Annotated in this window: 6 protein-coding genes; 5 read left to right on the top strand and 1 reads right to left on the bottom strand. The window is 66.2% G+C overall.

Annotated features, from left to right (window positions below; translation table 11 throughout):
* Window positions 1-390 precede the first annotated feature (390 nt).
* The 4 genes from dop (at window position 391) to prcA (ending at window position 3,908) form a co-directional block, all read left to right on the top strand.
* Complete coding sequence (gene dop / locus EET10_RS16300) at window positions 391-1,887, top strand: pup deamidase/depupylase (protein WP_036406914.1); 1,497 nt, start codon at window positions 391-393, stop codon at window positions 1,885-1,887.
* 133 nt (window positions 1,888-2,020) lie between these two features.
* Window positions 2,021-2,215 (top strand): ubiquitin-like protein Pup, encoded by a 195-nt coding sequence (locus EET10_RS16295; protein ID WP_036406917.1) that lies wholly within the window; start codon window positions 2,021-2,023, stop codon window positions 2,213-2,215.
* Entirely contained in the window at window positions 2,212-3,087 is an 876-nt protein-coding gene (prcB, locus tag EET10_RS16290) for a proteasome subunit beta (protein ID WP_036406920.1), read from the top strand. Before EET10_RS16295 ends, prcB begins: the two co-directional genes overlap by 4 nt.
* The gene (prcA, locus tag EET10_RS16285; RefSeq protein WP_036406923.1) at window positions 3,084-3,908 is read left to right on the top strand and encodes a proteasome subunit alpha; all 825 of its coding nucleotides are present in this window, start codon (window positions 3,084-3,086) and stop codon (window positions 3,906-3,908) included. Before prcB ends, prcA begins: the two co-directional genes overlap by 4 nt.
* A gap of 65 nt (window positions 3,909-3,973) precedes the next feature.
* Here the strand turns inward: prcA and EET10_RS16280 are convergent, their stop codons facing one another.
* Window positions 3,974-5,266: a cation:proton antiporter domain-containing protein gene (locus EET10_RS16280; protein WP_051490768.1), complete on the bottom strand. Its 1,293-nt coding sequence runs from the start codon at window positions 5,264-5,266 to the stop codon at window positions 3,974-3,976.
* Between the two features lie 358 nt (window positions 5,267-5,624).
* On the opposite strand from EET10_RS16280, the gene EET10_RS16275 reads away from it, so the two are divergent.
* Window positions 5,625-13,919 carry a MupA/Atu3671 family FMN-dependent luciferase-like monooxygenase gene (locus EET10_RS16275; RefSeq protein WP_122502318.1) on the top strand — a complete coding sequence of 2,765 codons (8,295 nt, stop codon included), beginning with the start codon at window positions 5,625-5,627 and terminating at the stop codon, window positions 13,917-13,919.

The raw sequence follows: 13,919 nt of genomic DNA, 5'->3' as shown, positions 1-13,919 counted from the left end.
TAGACATCCCAGGGTCGTAGGTTGTCAAGCGGCCTGGTCGCTGGGGGCGGTTTGGCGTCGGCATCCATCAGGTGAATATCGTGATGGGCTTGGGCCCCATCATCTCCAACGAAGATCAGTGCGATCGCCTCCCCAAATCGATGTGGTCGAACCCCTTCGAGCCCCAGGACACCCGGCGGCACCCCAATGGATCAGTGCTCAACAGGCACGACACCCCATCAGCGCTCTAGGCGACCTCACCGACCGGCCGGGGACACAATCTAGACTTAGGAATCAACAAACACTCCAGGCTCGAACAGTGCTCACCGGCCGGAAGCTCAAGATCAGCGTCCCCGGTCAACCAATTACTCATCGAAGGCTCGCTGGTCGACTCCCATTAGGCTCTAAAGCATGCAACGGATTATCGGCACGGAGGTCGAGTACGGCATCTCATCGCCGTCGGACCCGACCGCCAACCCGATTCTCACTTCGACGCAGGCGGTGCTGGCCTATGCCGCTGCCGCGGGTATTCAGCGCGCCAAACGCACCCGCTGGGACTACGAGGTCGAATCGCCGCTGCGGGACGCCCGGGGCTTCGACCTGAGCCGCTCGGCCGGGCCGCCGCCCGTGGTCGACGCGGACGAGGTGGGGGCGGCCAACATGATCTTGACCAACGGGGCGCGGCTCTACGTCGACCACGCGCACCCCGAATACTCTGCACCTGAGTGCACCGACCCGCTCGACGCGGTGATCTGGGACAAAGCCGGTGAACGGGTGATGGAGGCGGCCGCGAGGCACGTGGCCAGCGTCCCCGGCGCCGCGAAACTGCAGCTCTACAAGAACAACGTGGACGGCAAAGGCGCGTCCTACGGGGCGCACGAGAACTATTTGATGTCTCGTCAGACGCCGTTCTCGGCCATTATCGCCGGGCTGACGCCATTTCTGGTGTCCCGCCAGGTGGTGACCGGCTCCGGCCGGGTCGGTATCGGGCCCTCCGGCGACGAACCGGGATTCCAGCTGTCGCAGCGCGCCGACTACATCGAGGTCGAGGTGGGGCTGGAGACCACACTGAAACGCGGCATCATCAACACTCGCGACGAACCGCACGCTGATGCTGACCGGTACCGGCGGCTGCACGTCATCATCGGTGATGCCAACCTTGCCGAAACGTCGACCTACCTCAAGCTCGGTGCCACGGCATTGGTGCTCGACCTGATCGAAGAGGGTATCGATCTGGCCGATCTGGCGTTGGCCCGGCCGGTGCACGCGGTCCATGCGATCAGCCGCGACCCGTCACTGCGGGCCACGGTGGCCCTGGTGGATGGCCGCGAAATGACCGGCCTTGCGCTGCAACGGGCGTATCTGGATCGGGTGGCCAAGCTGGTCGACAGCCGCGACCCCGACCCGCGAGCATCCGACATCGTGGAAACCTGGACGCACGTGCTCGACCTGCTCGAGCGCGATCCGATGGAATGTGCCGCGTTGCTGGACTGGCCGGCCAAGCTGCGGCTGCTCGACGGTTTCCGGCACCGGGAGAATCTGAGCTGGTCAGCGCCCCGGTTGCATCTGGTCGACCTGCAGTATTCCGATGTCCGGCTGGACAAGGGCCTGTACAACCGCTTGGTGGCCCGCGGTTCGATGAAACGGCTGGTCAGCGAACACCAGGTGCTCGAGGCGGTGGATAACCCGCCCACCGACACCCGGGCCTACTTCCGCGGCGAATGCCTGCGCAGGTTCGGCGCCGATATCGCCGCCGCCAGCTGGGACTCGGTCATTTTCGACCTCGGCGGTGACTCGCTGGTGCGCATACCCACGCTCGAGCCGCTGCGGGGCAGCAAAGCCCACGTCGGCGCGCTGCTGGAGTCCGTGGACAGCGCCGCCGAACTGGTGGAACAACTCACCAGCTGAGATCCGTTGGCCCGGCGGGGAGCGTAAGCCCGGAAACGTCGTCGCTGACCGGTACTGTTAGGGAAAGACCAGCGGGCGTGCGGTACGGCGCCCGCGGCCTGTAAGCAGGCCAGGACGAGAGCAGGAGGCGGCGATGGCTCAGGAGCAGACCAAACATGGCGGTGGCGGCGGAGACGACGACGACTTCGCCGGCAGCACTGCCGCGGGCCAGGAGCGTCGCGAAAAGCTGGCCGAGGAAACCGACGATCTGCTCGATGAGATTGACGACGTGCTCGAGGAGAACGCCGAAGACTTCGTCCGCGCGTACGTCCAAAAGGGCGGACAGTGACCTGGCCGTTGCCTGATCGCTTGTCCCCTAAATCGGCACTTTCCGGATCCGCTGTAGACCTCTCCTCCTTCGCTGACTTCTTGCGCCGCCAGGCGCCGGAATTGTTGCCGGCAAGTGTCAACGGCGGTGTGTACTCGGGCACCGTCGGCGGGCAGTTGCCGCACGGCACCACCATCGTCGCGTTGAAGTACCCCGGCGGCGTCATGATCGCCGGGGACCGGCGCTCGACCCAGGGCAACATGATCGCCGGGCGCGACGTGAAAAAGGTGTATATCACCGACGACTACACCGCCACCGGTATCGCCGGCACCGCAGCCGTCGCCGTCGAGTTCGCCCGCCTGTACGCCGTCGAACTCGAGCACTACGAGAAGTTGGAAGGGGTGCCGCTGACGTTTGCCGGCAAGGTCAACCGGCTCGCGATCATGGTGCGGGGCAACCTCGCGGCAGCGATGCAAGGACTGGTGGCGCTGCCGTTGCTGGCGGGTTACGACATTCATGCCCCCGACCCGCAGACCGCGGGGCGCATCGTCTCGTTCGACGCCGCCGGCGGCTGGAACATCGAGGAAGAGGGTTACCAGGCGGTGGGCTCGGGATCGATCTTCGCCAAGTCGTCGATGAAGAAGCTGTATTCGCAAGTCACCGACGCCGATTCCGCGTTGCGGGTGGCTGTGGAGGCGCTCTACGACGCCGCCGACGACGACTCGGCCACCGGCGGCCCGGATCTGGTTCGCGGAATTTATCCCACCGCGGTCACCATCGGCGTCGACGGGGCGGTCGACGTCGCGGAAAGCCGCATCGCCGAGCTGGCCCGCGAAGTCATCGGAAGTCGTTCGCGCGCTGATACTTTCGGGCCCGACGGCGGTGCGAAGTGAGCTTTCCCTATTTCATTTCGCCTGAGCAGGCGATGCGCGAGCGCAGCGAGCTCGCACGCAAGGGCATCGCTCGGGGCCGCAGCGTGGTGGCGCTGGCCTACTCGGGCGGCGTGTTGTTCGTCGCGGAAAACCCGTCGCGGTCACTGCAGAAAATCAGTGAACTCTACGACCGGGTGGGCTTTGCCGCCGCGGGTAAATTCAACGAATTCGACAATCTGCGCCGCAGCGGGATCACGTTTGCTGACACCCGCGGCTACGCCTATGACCGTCGCGATGTCACGGGACGCCAGCTGGCCAATGCATACGCGCAGACGCTGGGCACCATCTTCACCGAGCAAGCCAAACCCTACGAGGTCGAGCTGTGCGTGGCCGAGGTCGCCCATTACGGCGAGACCAAGCCGCCCGAGCTATACCGGATCACTTACGACGGGTCGATCGCCGACGAGCCGCATTTCGTAGTGATGGGCGGCACCACCGAGCCGATCGCCAACGCGCTCAAGGAGTCCTACGCCGAGAACGCGGATCTGCCCGACGCGCTGCGGATTGCGGTGGAGGCGCTGCGGACGAGCAGCGCCGACACCTCGGGAAACGGTCAGCCCGCCCTCGGGGTGGCCAACTTGGAAGTCGCCATTCTCGACGCCAATCGGCCACGGCGGGCGTTTCGTCGGATCACCGGTGCCCAGCTGGGAACACTGCTGCAGAAGGCGACATCCCAGGAAGCCGAAGACGCCGAAGACGCCGAAGGCTCCCAAGAGTCCGACGAGCCCAAGGACTCCGACGAGCCCAAAGACTCGAAAGCCGACGGCAAATCGTCAGACTAAGACAGCGTGAGACCCTAGCCGCGCAGGGGGCGCTGCCTCGGCTTTGCGGTATGACGCACGTCTTTTCAGGGTTCTGGCTCGGCTGTCGCGGCGGCATCGAGGTCTTCTTGGATCGCCTTGTCGGGGTACACGATCCGCAGCGCCGGTTGACAGAAGATCGTGGTGGCCAAGGCCATGACCACCATGATGGTGAACATGTCGGTGTCGAAAATGCCGACCTCTTTGCCGACCGATAGGACCACGAGTTCGGTCAGCCCGCGGGTGTTCATCAGAACGGCAATTGCGGCGCTGTGCTGGACGGTCATTCGCTGCAGGCGTGCACCGGCGAAGGTGCCGCCAAGTTTTCCGATGCCAGCCGCGGTGAGCACCAACAGCGATTGCATTGCCAGGTCGAGTCGGGTGAAGTTACGCAGATCTACGTTGAAACCCGCGATGACAAAGAAGACAGGCAACAGCACCAGCGAATTGACGGTGCCAAGTCGGTCGAGGATCGCTCTTCTGAAATGTTGTGCACCCTGTCTGGGCATGATCGCTCCGAAAAGGAACGCTCCGAAGATCTCGTGGATACCAATTCTCGCCGTGATGAACGCCGACAGCAGGACGCCGCCGGCGACGACGACCAGCATGCAAACGGTGCGGCCGCCTGTCTTCTTGTGCCACTTGACGATTTGCGCGAGAAGTGGTCGCACCACGCCCAGCATCAAGGCGGCAAACAGCGCGGATAACAGGAGGGTCCTTACCACCTTCAGGACACCGTCGCCCTTGACGACGGCATACACGTATGCCAGCAGTGTCCATGCGAGCACGTCGTCAACGGCGGCCGCCGAAAGTGCCAGAACTCCGACCCTGGTCCGATATACCTTGCGTTCGGCGATAATCCGAGCGAGGACCGGGAATGCGGTGATCGACATGGCGATGCCCATGAACAGCATCAAGGTTGACAAGGGCACCTGCTTGCCGTCGACGATGTTGTGCCGCGGATGCAGGACCAGCGTCACCAGCAAACCCAGCGCAAAGGGCACCGCGAAAGACAGTACCGAGATGCTGGCGACAGCACGCCGACGTCCACGGATCAGCGTGAAATCCAATTCCAGGCCAACCATGAATACGAACAAGACCAGTCCGAGCTCGGCCAACATCCCGAGGTAAGGCATCGCCTCGGCGGGAAAGAGGCGAGTTTCCAGGTGACCCGGTAACAGGCCGAGCAGACTGGGTCCCAGCGCAATCCCCGCAATCACTTCGCCGATCACGGCCGGTTGCCCGAACCTCGTTGCGACTTTTCCGAACAAACGGGCAGTGACGACGATGACGACGACATCGACGATAGTCAGGAACACAAGCGAAAACGTGCGATCCATAGCATCCACCTGCTCATGTGGCGGCCGCCTCGGGCCTGGATGGAAACAGCCGCCCAGCATCTTCGTCGCAAGCCCGACGACAATGTCTCACGGCGAGCGCGTCGACTCACCTCCAATCCGTGTCTTCGAGGTGCGCCGGTCGGCGGGCGTCGGTTCCTGGCCAGGGCTCGAAACCCGCGCCGCTTCGTCTACCTGCGGTTCCCGATAAATTTCGCCCCTCGCGGAACAGGATGTTAGCGACTAACGTGACGGGAGGTCGGAACGTTGTCTCCGATCAGCGCTTGGGCAGGCCGACCAGCCGGCCAGTGACCGCGGTTTGAACGCCGCCCGTCGTCGATGCTTCGGTGAGGGGTATCGGATGCAGGGACCCGGGTTCGGTTCGCCAAGCGATTCGTTGGGGGAGCCGATCGACGTCCACGAATTGCTGACGAAGGCCCGAGAAACCCTGGCGCGACAGCGCGAGACGATCGAAAGACTCAGGGCCGGTCGCCGCGAACCCGTTGCTGTGCTCGGCATGGGATTGCGATTGCCCGCCGGCATCGAAACGGCCTCACAGCTGTGGTCGTTTCTGCGGGCCGGCGGTGATGCGATCACGCCCATCGACGACGACGGCTGGAATGTCACTCTCGATCGCGACGGTGCCGGGCGGCGCGACGACACATCCCCGCAGTGTGCCGCGCTCATTGCCGATCACGATGCATTCGACCCGGGATACTTTTCCATCTCGCCGAAGGAAGCCGCGGGAATGGACCCGCAGCAACGCATGATCCTCGAAGTCACCGACCGGGCATTCGCGGACGCCGGGGTGTCGATCCGTTGCGCGGCGCGTGAACGAACTGGGGCGTTCGTCAGCACGAGCAGCGACGACTATCTCCTGCAAAGCGCCGATCCGTGTCGGCGTGAGCTTTTCGATGCTTACACCGGGACCGGCACGGCTCGCGCCGTTGCGGCCGGCCGGCTGGGCCATGTCTTCGGACTTACCGGGCCGATACTGCACGTCGACACCGCGTGCTCGTCATCGCTGGTGGCTTTGCACTTGGCTTGCCGCAGCCTGCACGACCGCGAGTGCACTTTGGCGGTGGTCGCCGCCGCCAACCTCATCGCCGCCCCGCAAAACCTGTTGTTGCGCAAGGCGTTAGATGCGGTGGCGCCTCGCGGCAGGAGCAGACCGTTTGCCGAAGACGCCGAGGGCTTCGGGCAGGGCGAAGGGGCGTTGGCATTCGTGCTGCAGCCGCTGTCGGCCGCGTTGGCGGCCGGGAGACGGCCACGCGCGATTATCCGGGGCTCGGCGGTCAACCACAACGGCCGCGGCGCCGGCCTGACGGTGCCGCGCAGCACTGCGCAACGCGAAGTCATGCGTGAGGCATTGAGCTCGGCGGGCGTCGACCCCGACGACGTCGATTTGGTGGAGGCCCACGGCACCGGCACCCGGCTGGGAGATCCCATCGAGCTTGCCGGCCTGGCCGAGGTGTACGGGTCGACCGGCACGGTTCAGCTTGGCTCGGTCAAGTCGAATTTCGGGCACCTGGAGGCTGCCGCGGGCCTGCTCTCGGTGGCAAAAGTCGTGCTGTGCATGGACAACGACGAAATTCCGCCCACCCTGCATGCGGCCCGGTTGAACCCGGAAGTGCCCTGGGACACCATGCGATTCGCGGTTACCACCCGGCCTACCGCCTGGCCTCGCCGGCAGCGTGGACGGCTGGCTGCGATCAGCTCGTTCGGGATGGCCGGCACCAATGCCCACGTGACCCTCGCGGATGCGCCGGAAAGTGTTCCACCGCAACATTTTCCACGTCCGGTGCAGGTATTGCTGGTTTCGGGTCGCAGCGACGCGGCGCTGCATGACCTGGTTGCCGCCTACGCTGAGCTGCTCGATTGCGGTGCGGCCGAAGCGTTCCCCGACGTCTGCGCCAGCTCGGCGGTCGGTCGGGACCACCATCGATTTCGGCTCGTCGTCGTCGCGCCGGATGCCCAGACGGCACTGGGCGCGCTCAGGTCCTGGCAGTCGGCGCAACCGTCGGAGTTGGTGGCCGCCACCGACGCCGACGCGCCCAATCGGATCGTCCTGGTTCGTGACGATGCCGATGCTGCCACAGTCGATGCCGCACTCGCGAATCTGCTGCTGGGCCAGCAGTGGGTGGCGTGCACCGCACCGGCAGCTGCCCGCCAGGACGGGGTCCGTGTCGAATTCACGGCGGCGTCCCGCTGCGCAGCCGAATGCGACTGGACCAGCGCGCAACTCGATGACGAGCAGCGGTTGGCCATCGCACTGCACCTCGCCGGTGCCCACGTCGACTGGTCACGGGTCTATCCCGCCGCGACCTTCACGCCGGTGTCGCTTCCCGCGCATCCTTTCTACCGCAGACGACTCTGGATCACGCGGCCGCCGAAACCGCTTGACCGCAATAGCGCAATCAACGAAAGGACAGCCACGATGGCGGATCTCTCGCCTGCCGGTGTACGCCCGCCGCAGTGCAGCGCAGCGGTAACCGCGGTGGCGGCTGTCATCACGGGCTGGATCGCCGAGCTACTCGGCATGCAGCCAGATGAGGTGGAGCCGCGCCGCCCACTGCTGGAGCAGGGCGCGGACTCGATGGTCCTGGTAGAGGTGGTGAGCCGGGTCGATACGACCTTCGGGGTGGTGTTGGTGCTGCGCCAGCTTTTCGAGGAATTGCTCACCGTCGCGGCGATCACCGATTACGTCACGCAACACGGCGGCAAGGCGCCGTCTTCGGCTGACGATCGCGGCGACTACCTCGCCACGCTGACCGACACCTACACCCGCATGACCGCGCGTTCGATCGCCGAATATCGCTCCTACCTCCCGGTGATGTGCAATAACCGGCGTAGCGCCTCCGACGTACGGCCCGAGACGGCGGCTTTCGCAGCGCCGCTCCGGGTGGTCTCCTCCCGGGGCGCGCACCTCACCGATGTGGACGGCAACGACTACGTCGATATCGCAATGGGCTTCGGCGTCAACTTATTCGGTCATCAAGCGCCGTTCATCGTCGACGCCGTGCGCGAACAACTCGCCACCGGGATGCAGTTGGGCCCAGAATCGGCCGTTGCCGGCGAAGTCGCCGCGTTGCTGGCCGAACTCACCGGTCAGGACCGAGTGTTGTTCTGCAACAGCGGAACCGAGGCTGTGATGACCATGATGCGGCTGGCCCGTGCACACAACGGCCGCAATACGATCGCGGTGTTCCGCAACGCCTATCACGGTCACTTCGACTCGACTCTGGTCAACCCGACCGGAATCAACGACGTCTCGGCCGCCCCGATGGCCATCGGCATACCGCCGGGCCTGGTTCATGACGTGATCGTGCTGCCCTATGCCGACAACCGGGCACTCGCCGAGATCCGCAGCCGCGGCTCGAATCTGGCCGCGGTGCTGGTCGAACCCGTGCAGAATCGCCGCCCCGACCTGCATCCCGGCGACTTCCTCCGGGAGCTCCGTGACATCACCAGGTCGCACGACGTGCTCCTGGCCTTCGACGAGGTGCTCACCGGTTTTCGCATCCACCCCGGCGGCGCGGCAGCACATTTCGGCGTCGCGCCCGATATCGTCAGCTACGCCAAGGTCGTCGGCGGCGGTATGCCTATCGGGGTGGTGGCCGGCCGGGCCGACGTGATGAATCGCGTCGACGGCGGAGCCACCCGCCCGGGGCCACCGGTCACCTACACCGCCGGCACCTTCTGCCGCCACCCGCTGGCGATGGCCGCCGCACGTGCCGTGCTGGGCAAGCTCCGCGACGACGGACTACGGCTCACCGGCCGCCTCAATGAGCGCACCGACGAGCTGCGTGCCGAACTGAACGCACGATTCAGCGATCTGGGCGTTCCGTTCGCGATGCACAACTTCGGCTCCTTTTTCCGTTTCTCCATCAACGGCAACCTGAGCTTTGCCTACCAACCGGTGGAGATGGACTACTTCAACGCCGCGATGCTGACCAAAGGCGTGTACATCGCCGAAGGAGGCACCTGCTTTCTCTCCACCGCACACAGCGATGCTGATATCGAACGGGTAATCGCCGCGGCCGGCAGCGCGACCCGCGAGTTGCGCGATGTCGGCCTGCTCAACCGGGCGGCCGCAGACATTCCGGCGGCAACTAAACGAGCCGAACGGTTCGTCGAGACCACTGCGCCGGCCGCGGCCGGCGGTGTGGCTGAGACCCGCACAGTCCCAAGGGCACCCGAACCCCACACGCCGCAGGTGCGGATCTCCGGCGGGTCGCCGGCCCCGCTGCTCAGCCTCTCCTTCTTCGGCGACTACCCACGCAACACGCCCGGCATGTTCGACGTGATCCGCAACGCGGCCGCGGCGGCCGACGGGCGCCTCGCCACGTTGTGGATCCCCGAGCGCCACTTCCACTCCTTCGGCGGCCTGTCGCCCAACCCGTCGGTCTTAGGGGCGTTCCTCGCCGGGATCACCACCCAGATCCGGATCCACGCCGGCAGCGTCGTGCTCCCGCTGCACGACCCGATCCGGGTCGCCGAGGAGTGGGCGATGATCGACAACCTGTCCGATGGCCGGATAGGGGTTGCCTTCGCGTCCGGTTGGCAGCGCAACGACTTCATCCTCGCCCGCGAGCCGTTCGACCGGCGCCGGGAAGTGATGTGGCGGGACATCGACACCGTGCAGCGACTGTGGCGCGGCGTTCCAATCACGTTCCGGCGCAACGGTATCGAGGCCGAGGTCAGCCTGTATCCGCAGCCCCGGCAAGCCGACCTGCCGACCTGGATCGCGGCACTGGGCTCCCCGGAAACCTTCCGCACGGCGGGAGAACGCGGCCTGTCGATTCTGACCAACCTGGTCGGCCAGAGCGCCGAGCAGCTCACGTCGAACATTGCGCTCTACCGGGATGCGCGGCGCAGCGCCGGCATCGCCGGGCCCGGACACGTCACCGCCCTGGTCCACACGCTGGTCACCTCGGACGACTCGGCGGCCCGCCTGGCCCGCGGCCCGCTGCACCGCTATCTCGGGTCGTCGGTCGACCTGTTCAGCGCGGTCACCGGCAGCCGCGAACACCACGCTTTCGAACGGCTCACCGACAGCGAACGAACCTACCTGCTCGATAGGGCGGTCGATCGTTTCCTGCAGGACAACGCGATCATCGGCGATCTCGACCATGCGCTTGACGTCACCCGCCGGATCACCGGTCTGGGGGTTGACGAGATCGCGTGTTTCGTCGACTTCGGCGTCGCCGCAGACGATCTGCTGGGCGGTGTGGACCAACTGGTGCGGCTACGCGATCGGCTGCAGACCGCCCCGCGACCCCCGGCGCCACAGCCCGCGAAGGTGTCGGCTCGCACCGAGCGGGCGCGGGCGACCGCAGACCTGAGCCGCACCTTTGACCCCGACGAGATCACGCTGGCGGTGAAGGCGGCCGTCGCCGCCGAGCCGCGGCTGCAGAAGCTCGTCGAACCGGCCGGTCCGCCCACCGTGCACCTGGTCGACCTGTCCCTGCTGGATGACGCCGAACAGGACGAGCAAACGGCCCAGTTGTGGGACTGCGCCGAGGATTTCGCCGCGCGCGATTGCGGCGAAGTGCTCATGATTCGCCGGTCCGGCGGACGGACCCAGCTGATGGCGAGGCTGCCGGGGACCGCATCCTCCCGGGACGCCGAGCGACTGCTGGACGCGGTGGTGTCGGCGCTGCGCTCGTCCGGGACCGACGATGTGGGCGGTGTGGAAGCGGAACTCGCGGCCACGCCCAACGAGCAACTGATGTGGTGGGCCTGTGAGTCCGACTCCGATACGGCCCGAGCATGCCATGTCCGGACCTCGCTGGAGGTCGCGGAACGGCTTGACATCGACGCCCTGCAAGAGGCCGTGATCGCCGTGGCGGGGCGCCACCAGGCGCTGCGCGCGACATTCGGCGCCGAGGGCGAGACGCTGCTGGTGCACCGCGAACTGGTGCCCGTCGTACACGTCGTCGATTTCACCGCGCTGTCCGACGCCGATCGAGACGAGGAGCTGGCGCGCTGGTACGCCGAAGACGCGGAGCAGCTCATCGACGTGGCTGTGGGACCGTTGTGGCGGATCGCTGTGCTGCGCCTCGCCGAGCGGCAATGCCGAATTGTGTTGACTGCCCACCACATCGTCTTCGACGGCGTCTCGGAGCGGATAGTCCTCGACGAGCTCGCCGCCGTATATCGCGGTGCCGCCGCGGAGTTGCCGGCGCCCGTCGACTTCGCCGCTTGGCGTCGCGAACACGCCGGGCGGGCAACGGAAGCCGATCGCCAATTCTGGCGCACGAGGCTGGCGGGCACCGAGGCCACTCGTACCGCGCAGCTGGCCGCTGGCCCGGGAGGGCGGCTGCGGACCACGCTGCCGGCCGAGACCGTGGCCGCGCTGCAGCGCGTCGCCGCCGACATGGGCTGCACCCGATACGTCGCCCTGCTGGCCTGTTACGTCATGCACCAGGTCCGGTCGCGCGGCGGCGCGGACGCGGTGATCGTCGGCGTCTCGACCGATCCGCGCGATGCCGCGGCCCGGCACGGACTGATCGGCTACCTGTCGAACTTGTTGCCACTGCGGCTGCAACTGGATCCCCAGGCTCATGTCGCCACGGCGTTGCCGGTTGTTCGTGCCGCGTTGTTGGACGCCTACCAGCACCAGCAGCTGCCGTTCGCCGAGATCCTCTCGGAATCGCCCGGGACACATGTGTCCACCTGCTTCAACTGGGACCACGTGGGCCAACCGCGGTTCGGATCGGCCGGCGCGCGTGCCCTGCCGGACCCGGCGAGCCACGTGCGCTTCGGATTGAGCCTCAACGTGGTGGAAACCGATGACCCCCAGCTGATCTTGGAATGGGACTACACCAGCGACTGCTATGACGCTGACGGAATTGCCCGGGTGGCACAGAGTTTCGCCGACATCGTCGCCGAATTGGTCAGCGACGACGAGTTCGTCACCGGGGAGACCGTCCATGGGCGGTTCGCGGCACGGGCCGCCGACTCTCCCGCGACGGTGGCCGCTTACGACGGAACGTCGAGCGTCACCTTTGCCGAACTGGATGCGTGCTCGGACCGGATCGCCGCCGGCCTGCTGTCCGCCGACCTGCCGGGCGGCGCTGTCGTCACCATCGTCGGATCGCTGTGCGTGCCAATGGTCGCGGCGATGCTCGGCGTCCTCAAGGCCGGCGCGGCCTTCAGCGTTGCCGCGGCCTCGACGTCCGAAGCCGCAGTTGTGACACACATGCGGGCGTGCGGTTCCCAATTGGTCATCCATACCGCGGCAGCGCGCGGCACGCAGCGGCCGGATCGACACCATGATGTGGCGACCCTTGCCGAATCGACGTCAACCGTGCGGTTGCCGGTAATCCCTGCCGGGCAAGCGGCCTACGTCGTCATGACCTCCGGATCCATCGGCGAGCCCAAGCCGGTCGTCGTCACGCATGCCAACTTGTTGAGCTATCTCGACGCTCTGGCGCAGCGGGTGGACATGACCGGGCAACGTTGCCTGGTTGTGGGTTCACCGGCATACGACCTCTGTTACAGCACGCTGTGGTCCGCGCTGACGCGTGGGGGCACCCTGCTGCTGGCCGATGAAGACGCCTGCGCCGACGCCGAGACCCTGGTGGAGCTGACGTCACGACATCCGGCCGACGTACTCAAAATCGCCCCGACTCATCTGGATGCGTTGTTGAGCACGGGTTTCGATGCGTTCCTTCCGCAGGCGCAGCTCATCTTCGGTGGCGAGCCGCTGCGGTGGCCGGCGGTGCGCCGCGTGCGGGCGGCCCGCGGCGAGGTGACCATCTGGAACCATTACGGCCCAACGGAAACCACGGTGGGCGCTACCATGTACCGGATCGGTGACCCGGATCCGTTCGAGTCGCGTGCGACCGTGCCGATCGGCGCTGCGCTCAACGGACCGGTGCGGGTTGACGGCGGCGAATTGCTGGTCGGCGGCCCCGGGGTAGCCAAGGGCTATCTTGGCTTGCCCGCGGAAACCGCTGCGCGCTTCGTGTGGCGTTCCGAGCCGGACGGGGCCCGGACCCGTTGGTATCGCACCGGGGATGTGGTCGCCGAGGTTGCCGACGGATGTTTCGAGTTCGTCGGACGTCTTGACGACCAAGTCAAGGTCCGCGGTCACCGGGTTGAACTGGGCGCGGTGGACACGGCCCTACGGGCGGTGGCCGGGGTGCGGGCGGCCGCGGCCTGCGTGCTGGGCGACGGCGAAAACGCCTGTCTGGCTGCAGGTGTGGTGCTGGACGCAGCCACCTCACCGCAGGACGTGCGTTCCGAGTTGGCAACCACCGCGCCCAGCCACGTGATACCCACGACGCTGGTGGCGATGCAACGGCTGCCGCGTGCGGGATCGGGCAAGCTGGACCGGACCGCGTTGGCCGCCGCGATCAGTGCTGCCTCACCAGAGCGGCCGGCGGGCAACCAAACCGGTGCTTATCCGACCGATCCGCTCGACGCGATGACCAAGATCTGGCGAGACGTGCTGGAAAGGGACGTGGTTAGCCCAACCGACGACTTGTTCGACCTCGGTGGTCATTCTCTGCACGCGATCAAGATCGCGGCCCGGATACGCAAAGTGTTCGGCCGGCGGGTGCGCATCCGGGACGTGTTCGATTCGCAGACTCCGCAAGCGTTGCTTACGCATATCACCGAACTACCGGAAGCCGCTCGGTTGTCCTAA

It is taken from the genome of Mycobacterium pseudokansasii, from assembly GCF_900566075.1.
Classification (GTDB): domain Bacteria; phylum Actinomycetota; class Actinomycetes; order Mycobacteriales; family Mycobacteriaceae; genus Mycobacterium; species Mycobacterium pseudokansasii.
The sequence above is the reverse complement of the archived record's forward strand: the minus strand, read 5'-3'. Positions and strand labels throughout refer to the sequence as shown.

Bases quoted from the DNA above. Each gene is read 5' to 3' on its own strand.
- dop (WP_036406914.1), top strand. From the start codon at position 391: ATGCAACGGATTATCGGCACGGAGGTCGAGTACGGCATCTCATCGCCG.
- EET10_RS16295 (WP_036406917.1), top strand. From the start codon at position 2,021: ATGGCTCAGGAGCAGACCAAACATGGCGGTGGCGGCGGAGACGACGAC.
- EET10_RS16280 (WP_051490768.1), bottom strand. From the start codon at position 5,266: ATGGATCGCACGTTTTCGCTTGTGTTCCTGACTATCGTCGATGTCGTC.
- EET10_RS16275 (WP_122502318.1), top strand. From the start codon at position 5,625: ATGCAGGGACCCGGGTTCGGTTCGCCAAGCGATTCGTTGGGGGAGCCG.